A 26559-nucleotide genomic window follows, 5' to 3' on the forward strand; every position below is an offset into this window, starting at 1 on the left:
TTCTGGATGACAGTCCTGCGGACGCCACCGCATCTCCCTCAAGCACAACCCAAACTAACTCATTAATTTTATTGCCATTTTTACCTCCTGTTTTCAACATTTCCCCGATCGCCTATCAGGCCATTTTTTCTCGCGGACCCGCACGGAAAGCCGCGGTCTATGTTTCAGCTGTAGCCGTGTTTAGACTCAGCTCATAAGAGACAGAGATTCGTTGTGTTTCAGGAGCCACCATGACCACTTATTCAAATCCAGACGCATTTGTTGACGTAAAACCTTATCCGTTCTGGCTGGATACCATTACCGCCGCAACGCCCGCCCCTTCGCTGCAAGACAGTATTACCTGCGATCTCGCCATCGTCGGCGGCGGCTATACCGGTCTGTGGACGGCGCTGCTGGCCCGCCGCCGGTGGCCCGAAAAAAGGATCGTCATTATTGAAGCCAGGCGCTGCGGCTCCGAGGCAAGCAGCCGCAACGGCGGCTTCTGCTCTCCCAGCATCTCCCATGGGGTCTCCATCGCGCTGAATCGCTGGCCTAAAGAAGCTAAAAATATTATCGAATTAGGCAAGACCAATCTGGCAGATCTGGAAGCGGACCTCCATGAATTTGGCATGGAGATTGAGTTCGAGCGCACCGGTCAATTGAACCTGGCGAGCCAGCCCTGGCAAATTGAAGGGCTGCGTTCCATGCAGCAGGATTATCAACGCTTCGGACTGGAATGCGAATGGCTGGAGGGCGACAGCCTGACCGAGAAGCTGAACTCGCCACGCTACAGCGCCGGGCTGTTCGAATCGAACTACGCCATGGTCAACCCCGCCAAAATGGTGAGCGAATTGCGTCGGGTCTGTCTGTCGCAGGGCATTGAGCTTTACGAAAACAGCGAAGTGAAAGCGCTGACGCAGCACGGTGAAGGCGTCCGTTTGCGTACGGCATCGGGGGAAGTCCTTGCCAAACAGGTGGTCCTCGCCACCAACATTGCTGTGCCGCTGTTGCGCCATCTGGCCTCGACGGTCATCCCCGTGTATGACTACGTGCTGGTCACGAATCCGCTCAGCGAACAGCAACTCGCTGCGATCGGCTGGACAGGGCGTTACGGCATCTCCGATAGCGGCAATAAGTTTCACTATTTCCGCAAAACGGCAGACAACCGCATTCTTTGGGGCGGATATGATGCGATTTATCATTACGGCAGTCGTCGAGACGAATCGCTGACCCAACGGCCCGAGACCTTCAACCGTCTTGCCGAACAGTTCCGCGAAGTCTTCCCGCCCATTCAGGACATCGGCTTCAGTCATGCCTGGGGCGGCATTATTGACACCTCGGCGCGCACGACGATGTTTACCGGCTGTGAGGCCGACGGCAAGATCGCCTACGCGTTGGGTTATACCGGACTCGGCGTCTCCGCCTGTCGTTTTGCCGCGCTGAATATGCTGGACCAGCTCGCTGGCGAAAAAACACCGCGCACGGAGTTACGTATGCTGTCCCGCGCGCCGATCCACTTTCCCCCTGAACCGCTGCGTTTTGCCGGCGTACAGGCCGCGATCCGCTCTTTGGCCCGGGAAGACCGTGACGGGCATCGCAATATGCTGCTGAAAACCTTTGATGCGCTGGGTATCGGCTTCGATTCCTGACGGCTTATGGCTTAGCTCAAAAAACGGCGGCGTTTTTAACTAATATCGGTTAGGTTCTCTGTGAAAGAATCTGCAATGGGATTGATTATGGATGATGACTTACGCGCCCCTGAACGATTAACTACCACTCCCTATTCACCCGAAACGGCGAATCACCACACGCAACAAGTCATGATGCGTTATTACGAAGCCTGGTGGCAGCGCGACCTGGATGGGCTTCTCGCCTTATACTCTCCGACGGTAGAGTACAACGACTTTTTTCAGGGATGCCGCATCGCTCCCGACGCGCTGCGCGATTACCTAAGCGCCTGTCTTTCAACGACGGCGGAAGACACGCTCCACTATACCGATCGCCTGCGCGTCGATGGCGATACGGCAACCCTGCAATATCAAACCCCGCTTAGCGGCAGTGACAGCCAGGCGATGATCTGCTGTTGCGAGGTAGTCACCGTCTGCGACGGCATGATTACCCGCGTTAATGAATACGCATCCCTGCTCTCTCAGCCGCAGGAAAAAGGCTCCCCGAGCGAACTGGACCACCGCGCCGCTTCCCAGCGACTGGGGCTGTCCGCCCGCCAGTTAAGTATCATGGCCGACGACATTCAGCATTATTTCACCCAACAGCACCCTCATCTGAATGCGGATCTGAATCTGGTTCAGGTCGCGACCGCCACGGGCTACACCCGCAATCAGATTTCGTTTTTCCTCAATCACGTCATGGGCTGTAGTTTTTACCAATATCTCAATCGGCTCCGGCTTCGCCATGTGTTGACGCAATGGAATGACGGCAAGTATTCGTCCAAACGCATTGACGATGATGCCAAAGCGGCTGGCTTTCACTCCCTCTCGACCTTTTACCGCTGCTTCAGAGAGGAGACCGGACTTTCGCCTAAATCTTACTTGCAGCAGAAAATCGCCAAAAAAGCGGATTGACCCAGTCACCGCGACAAACCTTCAAACGCGTGCCGGAATCATCCCCTTAAAACGCGCGCGGCCAACCGGCAAGACCGCGCTCTTTCGGCAGCCGGTCGCGTTGACCGCTTAACAGCATTTCATCGTCACCCGGGAGAAGAACATCATGCATGATCAGCTTTATATTGATGGCCAATGGCAGGCGGCAACCCAAAATGGGCGTCTGGCGGTAGTCAATCCCTCGACCGAAGCGCAAATCAGCACGGTCGCCGCGGCCGGACCGGACGATATCGAAAAGGCGGTAACGGCCGCCAGACGCGCCTTTGATGAAGGTCCTTGGCCGCGCATGAGCGGCCAAGCGCGCGCAGAGTATCTCCTCGCCATAGCGGAGATCCTGCGTCAACGTCAGAATGCGCTGGCCGAGCTTGAAGTCAAAGACAACGGCAAACCGTTACCGGAAGCGCGATGGGATGTTGAGGATGCGATCGGCTGCTTTGAATACTATGCCTCGCTGGCCGAGACGCTGGATGCTGAGGAACAAACGATCCCCCTGCCGGATGCGCGTTTTCGCTGCCGCGCGATCCGCGAACCGACCGGCGTCGCCGGTTTGATCATTCCCTGGAATTACCCGCTGCTGATGGCAGCCTGGAAAGNGGCTCCGGCGCTGGCCGCAGGTTGTACCGCCGTGCTCAAACCGTCAGAGCTGACGCCGCTGGGGGCGCTGGAACTTGCCGCCGTCGCCGATGAGGCGGGGTTGCCTGCCGGCGTCCTCAACGTAGTCACCGGTCTGGGCGGCGAAGCGGGCGCGCCCCTGGCTCATCATCCGGGCGTAGACAAGCTGGCCTTTACCGGCAGCGTGCCGACCGGACGCGCGATCATGCAGGCGGCCGCGCAGGACATCAAAAATGTCAGTCTGGAATTGGGCGGGAAATCGGCGTTTATCGTCTTTGACGATGCCGATATTGAGGCCGCCGTCGAGTGGATTTTGTTTGGCATCTTCTGGAATCAAGGACAGGTCTGTTCCGCGACCTCGCGCCTGTTGGTGCAAGATGGCCTCTATAAACGCCTGATCGAACGATTGATTGAGGCCACCCGCAACATACGTATCGGCGACGGTCTACAGGAAGGCGTACAGCTCGGCCCGCTGGTGAGCGCCGAACAATACCAGAAGGTGCTGCGGGCGATAGAACGCGGCAAACGCGAAGGCGCCCGTCTGGTCTGCGGCGGTAAACGCCCCGTCCATTTGACGCAGGGCTGGTTCATCGAACCCACAATCTTTCTTGACACGCCGACGGACAGCGCGCTGTGGACGGAGGAAATATTTGGCCCTGTGCTGGCCGTTCGTCGTTTCCGGCACGAAGAGGAGGCGGTGAAAGAGGCAAACAACAGCCGTTTTGGACTCGCCGCAGCGCTGATGTCGGCCGATGAGGAGCGCTGCCAGCGCGTCAGTCGGGCGTTGCGCGCCGGCATTGTTTGGGTGAACTGCTCGCAGCCAACATTCACGCAAGCGCCCTGGGGCGGTTACAAGCAAAGCGGCATCGGCCGCGAACTGGGCCGTTGGGGGTTCGACAACTATCTGGAAACGAAGCAGATCACGGAATACGTCAGTGAAGAGGCGTGGGGGTGGTATCTCAAGGGTCAGCCGTGATGGCTCACTCCCCCGTTCGCCCGAGGTCAAGGCGTCATGTCATGACGGCGGCATCAACCCACGTCGTTCGGCCTCTGATATTTGTTTTTCCTATTTTTCATTACCGGCAATTTACTTTATAAACATCAATTAAAACAATTAGTTAAATGTGTTTTTTACTAGGGCACCCTGTTTGCCTTAGGGCGTCTGATTGTCCACGCCCTGCAAATTATCTTCGTACAACATTAAAACTTCTCGTTACAGGTCTTTAATGGTTCATTCACTCCCGATAGGAGGAAGCAACGGATGTTCACCCCCAACAGTATGAAAAGGTTTTCTAACGCGGTGGCGGTCCTGCTGATGGCTGTTTCCGCCATCGCATCCGCACAAGAGAAGATACTGCACATCTACAACTGGTCTGATTATATTGCCCCGGATACGCTGGAAAATTTCCAGAAAGAGAGCGGCATCAAGGTCATTTACGACGTTTTCGACTCCAACGAAGTGCTGGAGGGTAAACTGATGGCCGGCAGCACCGGGTTTGATCTGGTGGTGCCGTCAGACAGTTTCATGGCGCGTCTTCGCACCGCCGGCGTTTTTCGCCCGCTGGACTGGAGCAAATTGCCGAATGCCAAAAATCTTGACCCCGACCTGATGAAACTGGTCGCACAGCACGATCCGGGCAATCGATATGCGGTCCCCTACCTGTGGAACACCACGGGCATCGGTTATAAAGTCGATAAAGTCAAAGCGCTGCTGGGCGCAGACGCGCCGGTCGACAGCTGGGATTTGGTGTTCAAACCGGAAAATCTGGAAAAACTGAAAAGCTGCGGCGTTTCATTCCTGGACGCGCCGGAAGACGTTTTCGCCGCGGTACTTAACTATCAGGGCAAAAATCCTAACAGCGAAAACGTGAAGGACTACAGCCAAACGGCGGCTGACCTCTTGCTGCAACTGCGTCCCTTTATCCGCTATTTCCACTCTTCGCAGTACATTAACGATCTGGCTAACGGCGATATCTGCGTCGCTATCGGCTGGTCGGGAGATGTGTTGCAGGCGGCGCAACGGGCCGAGGAAGCAAAGAACGGTGTCAATATTCGCTACAGCATTCCGAAGGAAGGCGCTCAGGTGACCTTCGATACCTTCGCCATCCCGACCGATGCCAAGCATCTGGACGAAGCCTATCAATTCCTCAACTACCTCATGCGCCCGGACGTTATCGCCAAAATCAGCGATCACGTGTTTTATGCCAGCGCCAATAAAGCGTCGTTGCCGCTGCTGAGCGAAGAGGTCCGTAACAATCCGGGCATCTATCCGTCGGATGCCGTCCGCGCCAGACTCTTTATTACCATGGACAAGTCACCCAAACTCGACCGCGCTCGTACCCGCGCCTGGACGCGCGTGAAAAGCGGCGGAAAATAACGTCTCCAGGGTCCGCCATCGGCGTTGCGCCTTGCAATGCGAGGAGAAAAAGCGGCTATCGGAGCAGGATAACCGCTTGCCTGTCACCCAAAATAACGCAGAGCGCTAAAACGGTCGCCAGCCTTGACGGCTCAGCTAACCCCTGGCGCGCTGGTGGGTGATGCGCCAAAGAATAAGCCCCGTTTCCCGAGGGGAAACGGGGCTTGCGTTGAGATGCGGCACAGCCGCCCGAGCGAATCGCTTTAACGCCCTTACTGCGCGAGGAACCCCCCGTCTATCGGCAGCACGGCGCCGGTGATGAACGACGCCTCATCGGACGCCAGGAATAAAATCCCCCAGGCGATCTCTTCCGGTTTCCCCATGCGTCCCAGAGGATGCATCGCCACCACCTTCTCAATACCGTCTTTGGTCAGACCGGCCACGGCCGGGGTATCGATCGTCCCCGGCGCCACAGCGTTAACGCGAACCCCTTTCCCCGCCAGCTCAATCGCCAGATGTTTAGTCAAACCCGACGCCACAAATTTCGCGGGGCCATAAACGGCCTGCCCCGGCTGCCCCCCGGCGGCGGAAATAGACGAGAGGAAGACAATGGCGCCCTTGCCTGCTTTTACCATCTCACTGGCGGCGTATTTTGCCGACAGGAACATGCCGCGCGCATCAACGGCAAACGTCTCGTCCCACAGTTCCGCGGTCGCCTCTTCCAGCGTGGCTTCCGGGATAATACCGGCATTGGCCACCAGAATATCGATACGCCCGAACTCTGCGAGAGTGGCGTCGATTGTGCGGCGAATATCATCTTCATGTCGGACATCACAGGCCTGCGCGGTGACCTTATTGCCGTGCTCGCTCAGGCGGACGGCCAAGTCCTTGACCCCCGCCGCATCCACGTCGGCGAGCATCAACTGTGCGCCCTGCGCGGCAAAGAGTTCCGCCGTCGCGCGTCCGATACCTTTCGCCGCCCCCGTAATGATGGCGACTTTGCCCGCCAGACGCCGATCGTGGTGAGTATTTACGCTCATGATATCTCCTGTAATTTGCGTGTTTCAGTCACAGAGTGGATGCATTCTGCAGGCACGTTGCCATCAATCGCGTCGGTGCCGTCGGTGTGGGACGGTAAACATCCAGTAAAGGCCAATGACGAGGCCTTGCCCTCGCATCAGTTAAGCGAGGTTGAAGCCCCATTGCCGGCATGCTCAGCCTCTTCGGCGGCGTGGCTCGCTGCAGAATGCGTTCCGTTCTTATTACAGTCTAGGTAGCGGAATGCGATCTTGCACCGCGTCTACGCTCCTCATCCTGATGTCGTAAGACGCGATACTACCGGTAGACATCGGCCCATCGCCTATTCGGTTTGGGAAAAGGTGAGACGGAGTCAAAACGTATTGATCATCGCCGCCTCGATGAATGAATCAAGCCACCAACTGACGGCGACCTTACCGAAATGAAAGTAAATAGTGTCCTAATTCACACAATCTATAATCCATGATGTCCTTACGTTTTTTTGACCTCTACTTCTTGAATATAATGGACATCCAGATTTTTCATTTCTTTCGAATAACTCACGTCAGTTTCTAAAAAAAGAAGAACCATTAAGAATCAAATAAGCGCCAGGTCTTACATCCCTTCACACAAATAATGACGGTACCGGCCTCATCGTTTCATCATAAAACGGTCCTGATTCACAAACGACGGCCGAATAACTTATTCGTTTTTGAGGTTATCCATGTTGACCGAAAAATACGGAATCGACATAACGACAAATACCCTGATATATTAGCCAACACTCGCAGAAAATTGGCCAATACCGCGCCTCCTTACATAATAAAGAAAAACAATCCGGACATATGGCGGTTATCCAGAATTCTCGTCAAAGTACAAAGTCCGTACGATTTGATATATTAAACACGCGCCCCATAGCAGCATGGCGTCCAGTCATTTCCGACTGTGAGACAATAGTTACCTAGCGGATCATCCTATTGCCCAGGGTTCACAGCGGACCGGCAAGCTCGCCGTCGATATGCCGTCGTATTTCCTCCCTACGGAGTCAAATAACGGCGTAAGCATATAGTGTTAAAGCCACTTCCTTCTGATCGGGTACAGCACTTGCCCATCGATTCGGAGTAGTGTATAGAATAGAAAGCTCACGTATTTCTAACCAAAATAAAATATCAGGATATCCCCCAATGCCGCACCGAGCTGTAGCCAACGAGAGAAACACCGGACGAAGAATTAAATATTTCCTTATTCTCTGTTACGAATTTTAATATAATCAAACATCACTCATAACTATTAACACGCTCATTAAATTCATCAATAATATGCATGCCAAAAATTTTTTCACGCGATGACGCTGCACCACTATTGCATTTGCTCTGGAAACTGGGAAGTACTGTTCTGGTCGGAACAACATGCTTTTCATTTATCAATTAGGAAGATGAGTTTTATTTAATGGAATCCACAGAGGTGGGATATGATATTTTCAAAAAAAGTTGAGCATTTTATCGTGATATCGGAATTAGGCTCATTTAAAGCCGCCGCAGAACGCATCCATGTGACACCTCCCGCACTGAGCAAAAGTATTAGCGATCTCGAAGACTCTCTTGGATACCGGCTGTTTAATCGTTCAAATTCAGGCATAAATCTGACGAAAGAAGGTGATTTATTTTATCGACAACTACTGCCTGTCAGAGAGCGTCTGGAAAACATCACCAAACTGGTCACCAAAAATACCCGGTTCTTTCGTGAGCTGAAAATCAGCACGGACNCCTACAACGATAGTTTCTATAAAATCATCTTTTCGGACTCGATAAAAAAAGGCATCAACCTCTTATGCATGCAGCATTCCTACGCCGAATTCAAAAACAAACTGTTATCGGAAGAGATCGACTTCTTTATTTCCTCCAGCCCTAAGTATGTCGACAGCTTTGAGCGTATCGCCTGCATCGCGTTCATGAATGACAGCTGTATGCTTATCAGCTCGCAAAATGTAATTGATAAATATCAAGATATCATGGATTTAGTCGTCGAGGAGGATTTAGTCGTCCACTCCTCGATGCTGCCTCATCCCATATTAGAAAAAACCATCCAGCACCGTCGGATGGCCAATACCCGCGCCAGAGTGCACGTTTTCCCTGACTTTTCTCACGTCATTGAATATCTCGCTGTCGATAAAGGTTATTCATTCTCCTGCTCTTCTTTCATGAACTTCGAAATATCCCGGCATATTCCTTTGGCTACACGCCCCCTCTCTCTCAATCAGCCTGCCGAGATGTCGTATATTTATTATCTCAAGCGCAAGGAGGATGAGCTGCACCACTTCATTCAATTGATCAGAGAGTGCCATAACGCACCGTGAGTTTTCTACGCCCCTCAGTAACTCCTGCCGCTTCTGAGGGATATTCAGGGGGTGACATAAGACGCCCGGCAGTGACGGTCGGCGGGCAGCGATGGGAACGATCATCGCGCAGTTCTCGGCCGCGAACATTCATCTCGCCGACATGGCAAATAGCGCGATAGGGGGAAATGCCGGGATGCCACATGGTGCCCTAGCCCTATAGCGTTAACGAGGTGATCGCCGTTGACATTATTGAAACGCGCACGTGTGTCTTTTCATAGATTTTGCTACTGTTTTATCGCATTTCTACTGCGCCAGGTCTCGATGCGCGCCCAGAGTGATTACCTCCGCCGATTCGGCATTGACAGGAGTTTCCATGAATCGGAGCTGTACCCTATTGTTTTTGGCGGCGCTGTCCGCCAATGTCTGCCCCCTAGCCCTAGCGGCTGAGATCAAGCCCGCCCTTGTTGCCGTTCAGTCAGAAACCGACGCCCAGCTCGCACAGGCGCATCCCAGCGAACTTTACCAGTATGCCCAGCGGCTGTATGAGGCCGGTGAACGGGATAAAGCCGTCACCTGGTTTTACATTGGCCAACTGCGCTTTCGCTATTATTTGTTGGCTAACCCCAACCTTCCGCCTGACGGGGAACCCGCGCTAATGGCCTCTCTCAACGCCACGCTCGGCCAGACCATTAACGAATGGGCTGGCGGCTCGCCCAAAAACTGGTCTGCCTCAATCCAGCAGGCGCTGGCGTGGGATGCCTCCCACCCTAATCCCGTGACGCCGAAAGCCCAGCATGCCGCTGAATTGCAAAAGGTACGCTCGGGCCTGGAGCAACTCGGTGACTATATTCGCCATAACGAAGCTGAAATTCGCGCCAAGCGCCAAGAAGCCGGGCTGGAAAATCGCTAATTGCACAGCAAAACGTAGCGGATGACACGACGCCCAAGGCCATTGGGCGTTATCTTGCGAGCCGACCTTCCGCGCTTTGGGCCTTGATACAGGACAAGGTCGGCGAAGCCGTCCCCCATTAAACGTCGTTTTCAGACCTATCGACCCATATAGTTTCCCCATCCCCCAGCGAACAGGCGCTCTGATAGACCTGAATTAATCCGGTACCTACTCTCATTTTTCAGCTAAGCCGCCACTCTCTATCGGTTTCTCGCGAACAGTTTCACGCGACCTAAGCGCCCGTTACGCCAATGATGCTTGTCTCCAGGGGTATGCAGCCCAGTCAATTGGCAGATATCCTCAAAAACAGATGAATGAGCCTCGTCCGTTGTTAAACGTTGAAGGTGAAGACTGCTACTTTAGGAATAGAATATCGAAATTCAACATAATTGGCGTTGCGGCAGGAACACGGCAAGAAAGCCGATAGAATGTTCGAATCCGGATCATAAGTTCTGGTGTACAAAAAACTCAGCGTACCGGCGAAGTGAAATATGATGCGACTTCTTTTATACGTTCAACCCTCTTAAAAGATGAAGAAATCATTATTTTTAATGATAACACTCACTCCAACCAAGTGTTAACCGGCCTCAACAAAAGATAGTAAATATTATTTTTACTCACTTTTAACGTGACTAAAAATCATCTTTTGATTACACCTAAAAAAGGCCAACAAATAAATAGATAAACTAACTTTAATAATAACTATTTTTCAGCATAACGTTTTCAATAAGTGGTATGAATTGGGTGATTCTTTTAATCCTCTTAACACATTCAAAGCACAATACGATCTATATGACTGATTAAAAACAAAAAAATACTGTAAAACCAACAAATAAACTGTCGGTGATTACTCTTTCATTTATTTGTGATTACTACGTACTGGATCACATAATTCCTCCAACCCTAAGTTTCTAACCGGGGAGATCTGCAATACTCCATTGCATGAAAAGTTTATAAGTGAAAGACTGAGAAGAATCTTAGATTAATGACTCTCTTCGTGATAAAGACTCATCATAGAGAAATAGAACAATCTATTTTTCCATATAAACCTGAACCAATGCCATGCGGACTGATAACACGCTATTTTCTAATTTCATGGAGGAATATACGATGCGTCACCAGAAAAGTGTTATTATCATTGATAATTTCGATAGTTTTACATTCAATATCGCGCAAATGATTGGCGAGGTGAATGGCCGGGAGGCTCTTGTATTACCAAATACCCTCGCCTGGCGTGAAATTAATAAAATTCCTCATGAGCGTATTATCCTCTCCCCCGGACCCGGCACGCCGCATCAGCGACGAGATGTCGGCAGCTCGATGGACATCCTGACTTATGCCGATGTACCGGTGCTCGGCGTCTGTCTGGGCCACCAGTGTATGACGTTGCATCACGGTGGTCGCGTCATCGCGGCCCCAGAGCCGATGCATGGCCGCATCCGCCGCGTTCGTCATTACGGCTCCCCATTGTTCCGCGGAATACCCGAGACCTTCGAAGTCACCCGATACCATTCGCTGGTGGCCGACAGCGCCTTGCCCGATGAGCTGGAACTTATCGCAGAGACGGAGGACGGCATCGTCATGGCGCTACGGCACCGTACCCAGCCGCATTGGGGCGTTCAATTCCACCCAGAGTCAATCTGCTCAGAGTATGGCCAAGAAATCTTCAACAACTTCCTCTCCGACGACATCGCCCCGTTGCAGATAAAAACAGGACAACACAAGGACGGTTTACATGTTTAAAGCCCATGACGGCGACCCCACGATCGCCTCCCCTGAATGTTACATGCTGCTGTGCGAGCCGCTGCCGCTGACCGTCGACGCCGAAGACGTTTTCGTGAACGTTTACGGCCACAGCGACTACGCGTTCTGGCTGGACAGCAGCCTGATTGCTCCCCATCTGTCGCGCTGGTCTTTTATGGGGGACGCCTCAGGCCACGATGCCAACATCACGCTTTTCGATGCCCCACGGCAGACCGTGCAAGTTCTCCGGCCCGTCGATAACAGCGAAGAGACGCTGACGCTGTCGATTTTCGATTATCTGGAACGTCGCCAAGCCTCACTCGCTCTGGACGCGCGGCAAACGCTGCCCGACATCCCCTTTCTCGGCGGCCACGTCGGCTATTTCGGCTATGAATTAAAAACCCTGACCTGCAACGTCTCATCGCCCCCTTCGCCTTATCCTAACGCCGCGTTTCTATTCTGCACCCGCTTTTTGGCATTTGATCATGTCGAAAAACGGCTGTATGTCGTGGCCGTTTATCGCCCGCAGGAAGAGGAAGCGGCGCGTGGCTGGGCCGAGGCGATGAAACAAACAGTGAGCCTTCTGCCGTCCGCCCCTCCCGTCGCGGGGGGAGCCGCTTCTCCACCGGTGAACTTTGCGTTGCGCCAGGACCGGGATACCTATCTGGCAAACATCGAAGCGTGTTTGGCACAAATCACCGCCGGGGAAACGTATGAAGTCTGTCTGACCAATGACATTTCCGCGCAGGTCCACGTCGACCCGCTTGACCTGTACCGCCGACTGCGTCGCCGCAACCCGGCGCCGTATGCCGCATATTTACGCTTCGGCGAACTGGCGGTGGCCTGCTCATCTCCCGAGCGTTTTCTGCGCATCGAGCGCGACGGCATCGTAGAAACTAAGCCTATCAAGGGAACGTCGCCGCGAGACGACGATCCCGCCCGTGATGCCGCCATTGCCGAAGCGCTACGTCTGGACGAGAAGAGCCGGGCCGAAAATCTCATGATTGTCGATCTGATGCGCAACGATCTTGGCCGCGTTTGCGAGCCTGGCAGCGTCAACGTCCCCAGCCTGATGCATATCGAAAGCTACCGCACCGTTCATCAGTTAGTCAGCGTCATTCAAGGCCGCCTTGGCGCCAATGAAACCGCGCTCAGCTGTATCGCGTCCTGTTTCCCCGGCGGCTCCATGACCGGCGCGCCGAAGATTCGTACGCTGGAAATCATCGACGCGTTGGAAGACGCTCCGCGCGGCATATACTCCGGCGCCATCGGCTACCTTTCACTGTCGGGCATCGTAGATCTCAACATCGTCATCCGGACCATCGTCTGTACGCCTGACCACGTTTCGGTCGGCTGCGGGGGAGCTATCGTCGCCCTGTCCGACCCTATCGCGGAGTTCAACGAAATCCTGTTGAAAGCGCGGGCGCCGCTTGCCGCTATCGCCGAGTCCGTCACCGGTCAGGTCGATGCGCCTTTCACGATTGCAGGTGAATTCAGCGATGCGGTCAGGCCTCCCGCTGAAGAACCGCTGCTGCGTTTAGCCAAACCGGAAGACGCGCAGGCGATGACGGACGCGGTCTATCAGCTACTGCGGGAGCTAGGCGGACCTGGGCCGCAGTTTTCTCACGACGGCGCCCGCCAGGCCGCCATCCGCATCACCGCCTCTCCCGATCTGGGCTTTGCCTATCTAATCGAAGACCCCGTCAGCCAGGCGATTATCGGGTTGGCGACCGTCTCCCGGGTGCACGCGCTGCGCGCCAGCAGCGAATACGGCATTTTGCAGGAACTATGGGTCGCCCAGGATTACCGCGCGGCAGGTCTGGGGCAACGATTGTTGGACGAGGTGGATCGCGAAGCGCAGTCGCGGGGATGGCCGATGATAGAAGCCACGTTGCCGATGGACGGCTATCCAGCGCTGGAGAAACTGACTCGATTTTATCAGGCCGCTGGCTACGCCAGCGCCGGTATACGCTATAGGAGACGCCAAGGATGACACCAAAAATCATGCAAATTTATCAGGTCACGGAAACAGCGCCGATGCCCATCGCGCTACTGGCTACCGGGGACGGCCGATTCCTCCCCTCCAAAGAAGTGTCCGAGCGAACCGCCCTCATTGGCCAAGGACTCCTTCGTCAGCCAGGAGTATCCTGCGCTTCGCCGTCTCAGGAGGAGGAGAATGCGGCAAATATGACGCTGACAGCATTACTGCCGCGACTCCACCATCCCCATTACCTCGATGGACTTCGTCACGTCGAACCGCCCCGGGATCCGGCTCATGCACGGGAGCTGGCGCAACGCTACGCCGCGCCCGACATCGTGCAGAATACGCTGCTGGACCCCGACTGCTATCCTCGGGCGGAAGCCTCAGCCGTGGTCAGCCTGCTTGCTGCGCGGGGTCTGACGCAACATCAGGCCCAGTATACCTATGCGCTGTGCCGCCCACCGGGTCACCATGCCGGGAAGGACTTTCTGGGCGGCTACTGTTATCTCAACAACGCGGCTGTCGCCGCACGCACACTGGCCGACGAAGGACTGGGTCCGGTGAGCGTTATTGATATCGATCATCACGNCGGCAACGGGACGAGCGACGTCCTGTCGGATCATGCGGATATTCGTTTTTACAGTCTGCACGCGTTAAGTGAAAAGACCTTTCCCTATCGTCACGCCATTGTTCCGTCCCATCCTGCGCATCGCTATATCGGATTTGAGACCCCACCCGATGCCTCCGCGTATCTGGCCGCGCTGGACGACGCACTGACAGACGCCATCTCGGCTGGCTCGCNCTCGCTGGTCGTCAGCGTCGGCTTTGATATCATTGAGGGCGATCCTCATGGGATCTGGGGACTCTCGCCCGAGATCTTCCTCGCGATAGGCGAGCGTTTCGCCGCCGCCAACGTACCGATTTGCTTCGTACAGGAAGGCGGCTATCGCATGAGCGCCCTGTCCGACTGCGCCTTCGCGCTGGCTGATGGCCTCAGCGGCTCTAGCGCTCAGAATGACATCGCTCAGCCACAGAGTCCGCTTGGGGGGCTGGAGCCTTTCCGGGTCAAGATCAACGCGCTGGACGATGCCATTATCCATCTGATCGCCCAGCGTATTGATATCTGCACACAGGTCGCCGCATATAAACGTACGCACGACATCCCGATGATGCAGCCGGGCCGGGTCGATATAGTGAAGAAACGGTGCGCGGAACGCGCGGCGAGTCATGGGCTTGACCCTGCCTTTGCGATTGCGCTGTACGAACGCATTATCGACGAGGCATGCCGGTTGGAAGACGATATCATTAACAACGATCGCGCTGCGCAGGCGCGCTGAGAAGGAGATCTGACGCATGATACGGATTTACACGCTGGGTCCCACCGGCACCTGCCATGAAAACGCCCTGCGGCACTACCTGCGCTTTCAGAACGTAGCGGAGGCGGAGATCATTCTGGTCGACGATCTCGTGGCCGCAGGCCAACAAGCCGTCGATGACGGCGATGCCTACCTGCTACAGTGCAGCGCCCATCATCAGGTGCACATCGTCACTGAGCGCTACCGCGAACGACTTCCTGTCGTGGATACCTTTATTTTCCCCACCCAGTCCCTGGCGTTGCTCAAACGTCGCGACGTCGAACATCCGCGCCATTTGGCATTGCCGGAACCTACGCTGGGCTATATCCATCCCGAAGACTGGGATGAGATTATCCTTGAAACGTCCAAACCGGTCGTGGCGGCGAAACTGCTGACGGGCGAGTACGATGCGGGACTGGCCTACACCTTCGTCGCCACCGAGAACCCCGATCGCATCGAACTTCTGGAAACCTTCGGCGAAGTCGTCACGACATGGCTGCTATATGGTCCGCGGGCGCGCTATCGAGGGGAGATCATCGCCATGCCTTATCCCGAGCTGAACGCGCCGCAGCATGTTTCCTGATCCTCATGCGCGCGCCGGCGACTCGCAACGCGCTCGGCTGATGCCGCTGGCGTTGACCTTCGGCGCGTTCGCCATCGGTCTGGATACCTTCGTCGCCATCGGCGCTCTGCACGACATCGCCGACGATCTGGCGATCTCTCCCGCGACCGCGGGCCGGCTGGTATCCGTTTCCGCTTTCTGCTACGCCGCATTCGCGCCGCTGAGCGCCTGGGGATTTCGCCTGTGGGCGCCTCAACGGGTGCTGCTGCTGTCTCTGGCCTGCTTCATCGCAGGCAATGGGATAAGCGCCCTGAGTCCGACCTTCAGCGTCTTGATGGTCGGACGCATGGTGTCCGCCTTGGGCGCGGCGATGTTCACGCCGACGGCGACCGCGATGGCCGCTCAGCGCATGCCTCCGGGTCGAAAAGGCGTCGCGCTGTCGCTGATTTTCGGCGGCATGACAATGTCGCAGGCGCTGGGCGTGCCGCTGACTGCCTGGATGTCACATGTCATGAACTGGCGCTGGGCGTTTTATAGCGTTGTGTTCTTCGGCACGCTGGCGTTGGCCTTGCTGTTGATACTGTTGGCCCCCACCGACGCCCGACCGGTCGACGCGCAGCGATTCGCGTCGGGAGCGCGCCGTTTTCCCGCCGCCGTCTGGGGGCTGTTCTGCGTCACGTTGTTGGTCGTAACGTCGGAATTTACCGTGTATGCCTACATCAGCGTCCTGCTGGCCAATACGCATCTCGGCGATATGCCGGTGCTGCCTTGGGTGATGATGGCCTATGGCTTCGGCTCAGTGCTTGGCAATATCGCCACGGGGCTAATGACCGATCGCTGGGGGCCGGGAGGAGTGCTCAATAGCGTCATCGCACTGCAAACGGTTGGGTTGGTCGCGCTGGTTCTACTGCGGGNCTCGGCTGTCGCCGCGCTCGCCCTCGGCGCGGGCTGGGGCATCGTCAGCTATATGTATCTGGTTCCAATTCAACACCGGCTGCTGGGACTGGCGGGCGCCGCGTCCCAGCAGGTGCTGGCGATCAACAGCGCGGTCATCTATATCGGCATCGGCGCCGGTAGCGCGCTGGGCGGCCTCCTCATTGCGCGAGGCGGGGTTTCAATGCTGGCGCTGATTGCAGGCATCATCGGGATCCTGGCGCTGATCCCGGCGGGGATCGTAATGCGCAAAACACGCTGACGACGGAACTCTCGCCGGAGAGCGGCAGCGATGATGCTTCACGAGGTGGGAGTCTTAAGAAATAACATGTCCCTGCCCGCGCTAGCGGCTCAGTGTTAGTTGAGACAAAGAGTCCGCTAAAAATCAGCCTATTTCTCCCTGGCCTCTGTCAGGAGTTCTCCCGTTTTACCCCCCACTCTCACCACTGTTTGACCGCCCGCCACCGAGACGCATTTGTATATTTGGACGCTGACCTCTCGGGATGGGCAAATCCGACCTAAGATTAGGCTATCTCTCTCTTTTGCCCTTTGGTTTGTGTGGATATTGACCACCGGGCCGCAGGCGAAAGGGAGGAAACGGAGATGTTCATTCAGTAAGAGGCGAGACATGTTTGGATTAGATGCATTTCATCTTGCAAGGATACAATTCGCGTTCACCGTATCTTTTCATATTATTTTCCCCGCCATCACTATCGGCTTGGCCAGCTTTTTGGCTGTGCTGGAAGCGCTATGGCTCAAAACTCGCAACGAGGACTATCGCGATCTTTATCATTTCTGGTCGAAGGTCTTCGCCGTCAATTTTGGTATGGGCGTCGTCTCTGGGCTGGTCATGGCCTATCAATTCGGCACCAACTGGAGCGGTTTTTCCGAGTATGCGGGCAGTATTACCGGCCCGCTGCTGACCTATGAGGTGCTGACCGCCTTTTTCCTGGAGGCCGGTTTCCTCGGCGTGATGCTGTTCGGCTGGAACCGCGTCGGACCAGGGCTGCATTTTTTCGCCACCTGCATGGTGGCGCTGGGAACGCTGGTGTCCACATTCTGGATACTGGCGTCGAACAGTTGGATGCATACGCCGCAGGGATATCAGATCGTTAATACCGTCATCGTGCCGGTCGACTGGTTTGCCGTCATCTTTAATCCATCCTTCCCCTACCGACTGTTGCACATGACCACGGCGGCCTTTCTCTCCACCGCTTTTTTCGTCGGTGCCTCGGCCGCATGGCATTTATTGCGCGGCAACGATACCCCGGCCATTCGCACCATGCTGTCGATGGCGCTGTGTATGGCGCTGATCGTCGCGCCTGTTCAGGCGATGCTGGGCGACATGCACGGTCTCAACACGCTGGAATATCAACCCGCCAAGATCGCCGCCATCGAAGGCCACTGGGAAAACCGGGCGGGAGAAGCCACGCCGCTGATCCTCTTCGGCCTGCCTGACATGAACGAAGAACGCACGAAATATACGCTGGAAATCCCTTATCTGGGCAGCCTGATCTTGACGCACAGTCTGAACAAACAAGTGCCGGCGTTGAAAAGTTTTCCTAAATCCGACCGCCCTAATTCCGCAGTGGTGTTCTGGTCGTTTCGAATCATGGTGGCGCTGGGCCTGCTGATGATTCTGACGGGTCTGATCAGCCTGTGGCTGCGCGTTAAACATCGCCTGTATCAGTCGCGTCCTTTTCTTTGGTTGACGTTGCTGATGGGTCCTTCCGGACTAATCGCCATTATTGCCGGTTGGTTCACCACGGAGATCGGCCGTCAGCCCTGGGTCGTCTACGGCCTTCAACGCACCTCGGCGGCGGTTTCCGCGCACGGCGATCTACACATGAGCCTCAGCCTGCTCGCCTTTATCGCGGTCTATTGCTCGGTCTTCGGCATCGGCTACATCTACATGATGCATTTGATCAAAAAAGGACCTCAGCCGGGTGAAGGCACCCATACGCCGGAAGGCGGACCGGGCAAACCGCAAACGCCGTCAAGACCATTGTCGGCCACACGTGAACCGTTAACGTCCGAAGAGGGGAAATAACGTGGCTATCGATCTTCCATTTATCTGGTTCGCCATCATCGTGTTCGCCACCCTCATGTACATCGTGATGGATGGCTTCGATCTCGGCATTGGCATCCTGTTTCCCTTTAATCAGGATGCCGGCGAGCGCGACATGATGGTCAACACGGTCGCCCCGGTGTGGGATGGCAACGAAACCTGGCTGGTGCTGGGCGGCGCGGCGCTGTTCGGCGCATTTCCGCTGGCGTACGCCGTGATTATCGATGCGCTCGCCATACCGTTGACGGCCATGTTGATTGGGCTGATATTCCGCGGCGTCGCCTTCGAATTTCGCTTTAAGGCGACCCCCGCTCACCGCCCTTTCTGGGATAAATCATTTATCGCCGGCTCCCTGCTCGCCACCTTCAGTCAAGGGGTGGTCGTCGGCGCGTTTCTCAACGGATTCGCCGTCACGGATCGCACCTATAGCGGTCCGGCGTTGGGTTGGCTGTCGCCATTTTCGCTATTCTGCGGCATCGGTCTCGTCGTCGCCTATGCGCTGCTGGGCTGCACGTGGCTGATCATGAAAACCGAGCATGAACTGCATCGCAAAATGTCCGCGCTGGCGATCCCGCTGGTGGCCGCGCTGCTGGTCATTCTCGCCATCATCAGCCTCTGGACGCCGCTTGAGCATCGCGCTATCGCCGCCCGATGGTTCGTGATGCCGAACCTGCTCTATTTTTCGCCGGTGCCTCTGCTGGTATTGGCCTGTTCGTGGGGAATTGTCCGCGCGGTGAAAGGACATGCCCACTACGCGCCGTTTCTGCTGACATTGGGGCTGGTCTTTCTGGGTTTGAGCGGTCTCGGCATCAGTATCTGGCCGCACCTCATTCCCCCGTCCATTACGCTGTGGGATGCCGCCGCCCCCCCAGAGAGCCAGCGCTTTATGCTGGTCGGCGCGCTGATCATCATCCCGATCATTTTGATCTATACCTTTTGGAGCTATTACGTCTTCCGGGGAAAAATCAAACCGGATGCGGGTTATCACTAACAGAATTGCGGAGGCATTATGGCTGAAACCAACACCGCTCCCCCCCGTGCGCCGTTGTGGCAGCGACTGCTGTGGATGGTGCTTATCTGGTCGGGAAGTATTCTGGCGTTAGGCGTGGTCTCGCTGCTGTTTCGCATGATGATGACTGCGGCAGGAATGAAGAGCCACTAATGGGAAAAGCCCCAGGCTCCGGCGAGAATCGTCGGAGCCTGGGGCTTTGTGACGGCGCAATGACCGAATTTATTGACTGACGGAGAGGAGAGCGGGTCCGTCGCCCTATGTGTCTTTCCCTGGCGAACGATGAAAAATCTTGCCGCTCAGATCGTTCTGACCTGAACGACGATAATCAAAGTGTTGCATTGCCTGAGAGGCTCAGGCGGTACAATTCTGACGTTTTAACAGCTCGTCGGCGAACTGACGCCCAAATTGTTGCAGATACTGGCGTTGCAGCAGGCATTCGTGCGTCGCTTCCACATCATACTGAATCAGTTTCCCCGTGACGTACGGGCGCCACAGCTCCGGCTGCTGCTCCTCAGATCTCAAAATATCGGTCGAGGCGCGGATAAACAGCAGGTCGCCATGAAACGGCTGATATCGACATTTTTCCAGCAAATCGAGCATCAGTGTGGCGTCGCCGATCAGACGCGTCAGGAACGTTTCGTGGATACTGCGGTCTCCAATCGCCTCCTCCATCGCACTCTTCAGCCCTTTCATTCCGCCACGCGCCGCCCCGGAGATAGCGCGAGTCATCCGTGTAATGATGGTCTCGTCATCCAGCCGCAAGGACGCTCTGCCGTGTTGCAGCGGGTAGCTGTCGAACATGGTCAGGAAGCTGACTTCCTCGCCCGCCGCTTGCAGCAGATTGGCGGCGCGTAGCGCGACGTTGCCGCCGACCGACCACCCGGCCAGCTGATACGGGCCGTGCGCCTGGATCGTCCGGATGCGTCGCAGATAGTCAACCGCCATTTCATCAATGGAATGAATGACGCGCGACGGATCCTGGAGGATAGGCGACTGTAACGCGTAGACCGGCTGGTCGTCCGGCAGATAAGGCAGCAGACCGGCGAAGGCCCAGCCGATCCCGCCGCCGGGGTGGAAGCAAAACAGCGGTGGACGATCCCCCGTCGTGCGCAACGGCAGAATAGGATCGAACGGGTCTGCGGCGCAGCCAGCGATTCTGAGTCGTTGCGCCAGCTGTCGCGGCGTCGGCGAGGAGAGAAAATCGGTGATGCCTAGCTGCACGCCAAACTCGTCGCGGATCAGATTAATCAGCTGTAGCCCCAGCAGCGAATGGCCTCCGAGCGTAAAGAAGTTCTGGTTGGCGTAGACTCTGTCGCACTCGAGGATGGTGGCGAACAGGCGGCACAGCGACTCCTCTTCCGGTGTGCGCGGCGGCGACAGCTCAACCTTGTCCTGCATGATAGGCGCGGGAAGCGCCCGGACGGCCAGCTTGCCATTGGGCGTCAGCGGGAAAGACTCGACCACCATAATCACGCTGGGGACCATATACTGAGGCAATTGACGACCGACAGCCAGCTTCAGGGTTTCGCTGTCAAGCTCTAGCTGGCTGTTGGCAACGTAAGCCACGATCGCCGGGCCGTAGGCCAGCTCCTTCAGCATCGCCACCGCATCTTCCACCCCTTGGCAGCTCAGCAACGCGTTTTTGATTTCATCCAGCTCGATGCGCAGACCGCGCAGCTTGACCTGATTATCTTTACGGCCCTGATAGTGGATGAGTCCGCGATGGTCGAAGAATACGCGGTCTCCCGCCCGGTACATTCTGCGTTCGGGGTCCAGCAGGTCGGGGACAAATCCCTCGGCCGTCAGGTCTGGGCGGTTGCGGTAACCTCTGGCGACGCCCGGCCCCGCGATATATAGCTCACCCCAGGCGCCCGGCGGCAGCAAGCGCTGATTCCGGTCCACGACATAGAGACGAGTATTGGCCGTAGGGTCGCCAATCGAGAGATCGGCAGCGCCGTAATGGGCGTTAATCGAGGTGGCGAACGAGGTTTCCGTCGGGCCGTAGACGTTAAGCAAACGACAGTGGGAGAAGCGCGCCAACAGCGCCAACGTACAGGATTCGCCCCCTAGCAGCAGCGTCATACCCTGCGGGAAATCCTCCGTCTGGTGATAAGCCAGTAAACTGGGCGTCATGACCAGCGCATGAATGTTTTTGCACTTGATCAGCGACGCCAACGCCCGACCCGGCGTGGCGGAGACCTTGTCCGCAATGACCAGCGTCGCGCCGGAAAGCAGCGTCATGAAGATTTCCAGTACCGACATATCGAAGCCCGCCGCGATAAACTGCAACACTCGAACGCCGGGCTGGAATGCCGCCGCAGCCATCGCCGAACCGGCGATCGACACCAGGTTACGATGGGTGACTTCCACCCCTTTCGGTTTGCCGGTCGAGCCGGAGGTATAGATCAGGTAGGCCAGCGTGGACGGATCGAACCGATCCAGAGGATGCGTCGCTGGCGGCAGTGCAGCCAGACTCTCCGCCGTCAGATGCAGCATGATGGTCGGGTCGACGTCGGCGTTCAGCGGACTGTCCGATACCACTATCACAGCGGCGGGTTTCGCATCGTCAAGAATGTAGCTGATACGACCTTCCGGCAACTCAGGCACGATAGGAATGTAGCAGGCGCCCAGTTTGAACAGCGCGACCATCGTCACCACCCACTCGACGCTGCGGGCGACAATCACCGCCACATCGTCGCCGGGGCGGATGCCCCGCTCCCGCAGATGCGCGGCCAGGCGGTTGGAAGCCTCATCCAGCTCGGCGTAGCTGACCTGACGTTTATCTTGTACCAACGCAATCTCATTGGCATAAGACCGTACGGTCTTGGCAAACGTTTCGGGGAACAACGGCAGCGCATCCGGACGGGGCGGCAGCGGGTAGACACGTTCACGCTCTCCGGGTAATAACAGATCAAAATCCGCTACCCGCGACTCCGGCGCGTCCACAAACTGCTCCAGCAGAGAAATCAGCCGCTGGTAAGACAACGCCAACCCGTCCATCGGATACAAATCCGCGTTGGCGTCGAACCCAAAGTCCAGGTGACCGTCGCTGTTACGGTCGAAAATATTGAAGCTCAGATGCTCTACCGGCCCACAGGCCACGTTATCCACCGACATCTCACAGCCGTCGAAGTGGGCGCTCTGGTCATAGGCAATCACATTGATTAACGTGTTGAACAGGGGTTTGTGCCCGCGCTCGGCGTAAAGATCGCGGATCATCGATTCGGAACGGTAATTCTGATGTAACAAATGGNGGCGCAGCTGCCGCTGAATAGCCGTCGCGACGGAAATTATCGTGGAGTCGGCAGAGAAAGAGATGTGTAACGGCAGAATGTTGGCCACCATCGACAGGATGTTGCGCAGCGCTTTCGCTTTTCGGGCGGCGACCGGCATGCCCACAACCAGTTCGTCCTGCCCCGTCATTTTATGCAGGTAGGCGGCGCACACCGCGATGAGGATGCTTGATAAACGTAACTCCGGATAGTTGACCGAGGCGAGGGTTCTAAGACGATCCAAATTTTCCCCGGTGTAACGCTTCCGCAGGCGGTTGAGCTTAGTCAGCGGCACATTGCCTGGCACCAGCTGCGTGACTTCCGGTAAAGCCAGACAATAATCGCGCCAATAGGCTTGATCCTTAATGTAAGAAGGACTTTCACGATAAGCCTGCTCCACTTCATGCACCCGTTTTAACGGCTCCAGCACCAGTGGGGCGGGAGTTTCATTGCGCAGCAGCTGCCCGTAATGTTCCGCCAGCAGTCGGAACAATATCCCATGACTATAACCGTCAAGGATCAAGTGCGTTCCCATCTCTATCAGGCGATGCTGGTCATTGGCTATTTTGACCAGGCAGTAGCGGATGAGTGGCGCGTGAGCCAGGTCCATATCTCGCCCCAGGAGATTGTCGAGGAGCAATTGATAGGCCGGTTCAGGGTCGAGTTCGGTGGAAAGATCAACATATTGCACGTAAGCGTGTGTCTGGCAAGGCACGACATATTGCACGTATTGCCCCGATGCGGGGTCGATTTCGAATTGAGTGTGCGTGGTATCGACTTCGCGGCACACGGTATTAATCGCTTGAATGAGCAAATCACGATTAAGCTGCCCTTTGAACTCAAGCACGTCACATAAATGATAATTCAGATTATGTTCAGCTTTTGCGATAGCGAAACAAACTTCCTGTTGGGCAGCGCTCAGTGGACAGGGTTCCTTTTCAGGCATAAAACATTCCTCTTTCTAATTACCACGCAGATTCCACTCGTTAATTTCTACGACTGAGAAGTTTTAACGAGTCTACATTTTCGCCACTGACGTAGCTTAATAACCATGGAGTTATCGACCCGGTGCAATAATTTCACGAGGAAATCTAATAGATAATAATACCCAAAGGGTAAGAATAAATGATCTTTCATTTTATTTTTCTATGATAGATATAAAAAACTTAATTAAGCAAGAGCAAATAAAACGTCTGACCAAAGTATCGCCGTCATTTATTTTTTGGCTCTTTCAAATAAACATCCATATTGGGGGATCGCGTATTAAAAAAGATAATTTTATTATGGAAACACCTATGAATTAATATTAACCACATCTAATTGCCACCCGGATAAACTAGTTTAAAACCGCATACTGCATAGCAATAAAACCAATAAAAACATAACTTTAATCACACAATACCTAAACAGCGGAGAATAATTAATCAGCACTAACGGAAAGAAAATTTTAAAAAAACGGCTAGTTATAATTTTTTCTCTACGTTGTATTTTTAATAACCCTTGTTGCTTAGCTTGAATATTAATCAGGTAGAGTGTGTCGTTATTTATATTGAGTTACATTTGTCATTTAAATAACGCAGCGAAACAATCCCCTTAAATTAAGATAACATCATGCAATCTACAAATAACTGGCATGGATAACGACTTAATTCCCCACAAATCCATTTTATATATAGCCTTCATCGATGAGTATTAACTCTTCCCCGCTTGTTATTATTCAATTGAAATATTCAGGGGTCATTCACATCCTAATGGCTTCTTGCATTATCAAAGTAATGTAAATAGTCCCGGACCGTAGACTGATTAAAAGGCGGCTTTTATTTTTCTTGTGGAAACAATTTGCGAGAAGATTGTTGTTCATCATTAATGGGATAGCCCCTTACCGTCTGGACGGTTCGCCATTATAGAAATAGAGAGAAAACATACGTCTGTCAGAGATAATGAGCCTTGTCCCTCAACGTGAAGACGACATCAGGTCAGGCGCTAACGCTCTCTCAAAACGCTGAACCCAAAAATTGACGCGCCGAAAAGTGGGCCTGATTGACGCGGATGTCGCCCTGCTTATTACATGCATTCCTTTCTTTTTTTTCGTAGACGTCTCTCGGTAAAGTATTTTGGCTACCGGTGTGCGATTTTTTTCCAGGATAAGCTTGTGGTAATGGCTAATGATGAAATATAGATAATTAAAATCAAAATAAGCAAATAGTTCGGTATTGCGATTATCGCGACGCTCTAATTGCATGGTTTATTTCATGCTGACGAAGATCTGTAAATAAAAATACATATAAATCAATATCTTATGTTTTAAATTTTGTTTTTTCATTCGGCATATAAAAATGATTAAGCAATTAAAAAAGATAAATTATTTGTATTATTAACTGACAGTGATGCCGTTTATTCGTGAAATAACCATTGCCTCTAGCTTATTACAAAACGCGATTTAGCGAGCAGGAAAGGGTCACTTATGCTTCGCCTTATACCCTGATAAAAGCGGGTATATTAAACTAAAGTAATAAAAACATTTATTTAAAATTCTCAGGCCGGCCAGAGTCACTGACTGAATAAAATGACAGTCGTTGGCACGACGACGACTCAATAATGACTTTCGCCATCGCTATTTTAGACAGTCTGTGCCGTTGTAAACGGAGAGATCTGGCCAAGGGCATAACACTTTTTTAATGGAAATAAAGTATGAGACACCAGAAGAGTTCCCCTCGCTCCACCAGGCGGTTTCCCCGCATTGTCATGGGGTTAACGACTTTCGCCGCGCTGTTGACGTCAGCGCTCACATTCCCCATGCAAGCTCAGGCGGAGGGTCAGCTGCGCATCGCACAGCAATTCGGCATTGTCTACCTGCTGCTAAACGTGGCGCAGGATAAGCAGCTGATAGAGAAACATGCCAAGGCCGAAGGACTGGACGTCAAAGTGGACTATCTGCAACTCTCGGGCGGCGCAGCGGTGAATGATGCGTTGCTGTCAGGATCGGTGGATATCGCCGGCGCGGGTATCGCCCCCCTGTTTNCCCTGTGGGATCGCACCAAAAATCGTCAGAACGTGAAGGCCGTGCTCGCCACCGGCAGCTTCCCCTACTATCTCATCAGCACTAACCCCAACGTCAAAACCATCGCCGACTTTACCGATAAAGATCGCATCGCCGTTCCGGCCGTCGGCGTCTCGTTACAATCTCGCTTCCTGCAGGCGGCTTCGGCCGAACTTTGGGGCGATAAGGCGTTCAACCGTCTGGATAAGCTGCAGGTCGCAGTGCCGCATCCGGACGCCACCGCCGCCATTATCAGCGGCGGCACGGAAATTTCCGCTCACTTCGCCAACGCCCCTTTCCAAGAGCAAGAGCTGGCAGGCAATCCCAAGGCGCACATCGTCCTGAACTCTTATGACGTGCAGGGCGGTCCGACGTCGCCGGTGGTGCTTTACACCACAGAAAAATTCCGCCAAGAGAATCCTCGCACTTACAAGATCTTCGTCGATGCGCTGGCCGAAGCGGCGGACTTCACCACCCAAAATCCTGAAGCGGCGGCAGACTCTTTCATTCGCATCACCAAGTCAAAAATCGACCGCAAGCTGTTGCTGAGCATTCTCAAGAGTCCTGAATCCAAATTCAGCATCACGCCGCAAAACACGCTGTCTTTGGGCCAGTTCATGTACCGCGTTGGCGCGCTGAAAAACAATCCTGTGTCGGTTAAGGATTATTTCTTCGACGACCCGCACATCGATTCGGGAAGCTGAATGCCGACGGCGCGTAG

The 26559-nt window shown here is 54.6% G+C and carries 17 protein-coding genes; 15 read left to right on the forward strand and 2 right to left on the reverse strand.

The annotated features are described in order from the left end of the window. Positions 1-230: 230 nt before the first annotated feature. The 4 genes from RZ35_RS06940 (at position 231) to potF (ending at position 5589) form a co-directional block, all read left to right on the forward strand. Entirely contained in the window at positions 231-1628 is a 1398-nt protein-coding gene (locus tag RZ35_RS06940) for an NAD(P)/FAD-dependent oxidoreductase (protein WP_026742650.1), read from the forward strand. A gap of 75 nt (positions 1629-1703) precedes the next feature. Further along, the gene (locus RZ35_RS06945; protein ID WP_026742651.1) at positions 1704-2561 is read left to right on the forward strand and encodes a helix-turn-helix domain-containing protein; all 858 of its coding nucleotides are present in this window, start codon (positions 1704-1706) and stop codon (positions 2559-2561) included. Between the two features lie 145 nt (positions 2562-2706). Further along, positions 2707-4188 (forward strand): aldehyde dehydrogenase family protein, encoded by a 1482-nt coding sequence (locus RZ35_RS06950; protein WP_026742652.1) that lies wholly within the window; start codon positions 2707-2709, stop codon positions 4186-4188. A gap of 285 nt (positions 4189-4473) precedes the next feature. After that, positions 4474-5589, forward strand: coding sequence for a spermidine/putrescine ABC transporter substrate-binding protein PotF (gene potF / locus RZ35_RS06955; protein ID WP_051625495.1), 1116 nt, complete (start codon positions 4474-4476; stop codon positions 5587-5589). A 251-nt stretch (positions 5590-5840) separates the two neighbouring features. On the opposite strand, the gene RZ35_RS06960 is transcribed toward potF, so the two are convergent. Beyond that, the gene (locus RZ35_RS06960; RefSeq protein WP_026742654.1) at positions 5841-6608 is read right to left on the reverse strand and encodes an SDR family NAD(P)-dependent oxidoreductase; all 768 of its coding nucleotides are present in this window, start codon (positions 6606-6608) and stop codon (positions 5841-5843) included. 1448 nt (positions 6609-8056) lie between these two features. Between RZ35_RS06960 and RZ35_RS06965 the strand changes: the two genes are divergently transcribed. The 10 genes from RZ35_RS06965 to RZ35_RS17265 all read left to right on the forward strand — a co-directional run bounded on the left by RZ35_RS06965 (position 8057) and on the right by RZ35_RS17265 (position 19676). Continuing rightward, on the forward strand, positions 8057-8941 hold the full coding sequence (locus RZ35_RS06965; RefSeq protein WP_026742655.1) for a LysR family transcriptional regulator: 885 nt from the start codon (positions 8057-8059) through the stop codon (positions 8939-8941). Between the two features lie 355 nt (positions 8942-9296). Continuing rightward, entirely contained in the window at positions 9297-9833 is a 537-nt protein-coding gene (locus RZ35_RS06970) for a hypothetical protein (RefSeq protein WP_026742656.1), read from the forward strand. Between the two features lie 1149 nt (positions 9834-10982). Next, positions 10983-11615: an anthranilate synthase component II gene (locus RZ35_RS06975; protein WP_051625496.1), complete on the forward strand. Its 633-nt coding sequence runs from the start codon at positions 10983-10985 to the stop codon at positions 11613-11615. Further along, the gene (gene pabB / locus RZ35_RS06980) at positions 11608-13608 is read left to right on the forward strand and encodes an aminodeoxychorismate synthase component I (RefSeq protein ID WP_026742657.1); all 2001 of its coding nucleotides are present in this window, start codon (positions 11608-11610) and stop codon (positions 13606-13608) included. Before RZ35_RS06975 ends, pabB begins: the two co-directional genes overlap by 8 nt. 44 nt (positions 13609-13652) lie before the next feature. After that, positions 13653-14933 carry a chorismate mutase family protein gene (locus RZ35_RS18180; RefSeq protein WP_455709700.1) on the forward strand — a complete coding sequence of 427 codons (1281 nt, stop codon included), beginning with the start codon at positions 13653-13655 and terminating at the stop codon, positions 14931-14933. A 16-nt stretch (positions 14934-14949) separates the two neighbouring features. After that, complete coding sequence (locus RZ35_RS06990; RefSeq protein ID WP_026742658.1) at positions 14950-15534, forward strand: hypothetical protein; 585 nt, start codon at positions 14950-14952, stop codon at positions 15532-15534. A 40-nt stretch (positions 15535-15574) separates the two neighbouring features. Then, positions 15575-16708: an MFS transporter gene (locus RZ35_RS06995; RefSeq protein WP_455709701.1), complete on the forward strand. Its 1134-nt coding sequence runs from the start codon at positions 15575-15577 to the stop codon at positions 16706-16708. Positions 16709-17074: 366 nt separating this feature from the next. Continuing rightward, on the forward strand, positions 17075-18496 hold the full coding sequence (locus RZ35_RS07000) for a cytochrome ubiquinol oxidase subunit I (protein WP_026742659.1): 1422 nt from the start codon (positions 17075-17077) through the stop codon (positions 18494-18496). A 1-nt stretch (position 18497) separates the two neighbouring features. Next, on the forward strand, positions 18498-19505 hold the full coding sequence (gene cydB / locus RZ35_RS07005; RefSeq protein WP_026742660.1) for a cytochrome d ubiquinol oxidase subunit II: 1008 nt from the start codon (positions 18498-18500) through the stop codon (positions 19503-19505). An 18-nt stretch (positions 19506-19523) separates the two neighbouring features. Next, positions 19524-19676 (forward strand): DUF2474 domain-containing protein, encoded by a 153-nt coding sequence (locus RZ35_RS17265; RefSeq protein WP_071999765.1) that lies wholly within the window; start codon positions 19524-19526, stop codon positions 19674-19676. 201 nt (positions 19677-19877) lie between these two features. On the opposite strand, the gene RZ35_RS07010 is transcribed toward RZ35_RS17265, so the two are convergent. Continuing rightward, entirely contained in the window at positions 19878-23744 is a 3867-nt protein-coding gene (locus RZ35_RS07010) for a non-ribosomal peptide synthetase (protein WP_026742661.1), read from the reverse strand. A gap of 1799 nt (positions 23745-25543) precedes the next feature. On the opposite strand from RZ35_RS07010, the gene RZ35_RS07020 reads away from it, so the two are divergent. Then, on the forward strand, positions 25544-26542 hold the full coding sequence (locus RZ35_RS07020; protein ID WP_455709702.1) for an ABC transporter substrate-binding protein: 999 nt from the start codon (positions 25544-25546) through the stop codon (positions 26540-26542). The last annotated feature ends 17 nt before the right edge of the window (positions 26543-26559 follow it).

Origin of the sequence: Lonsdalea quercina subsp. quercina (genome assembly GCF_000688655.1) — a bacterium.
Taxonomy (GTDB): Bacteria; Pseudomonadota; Gammaproteobacteria; order Enterobacterales; family Enterobacteriaceae; genus Lonsdalea; species Lonsdalea quercina.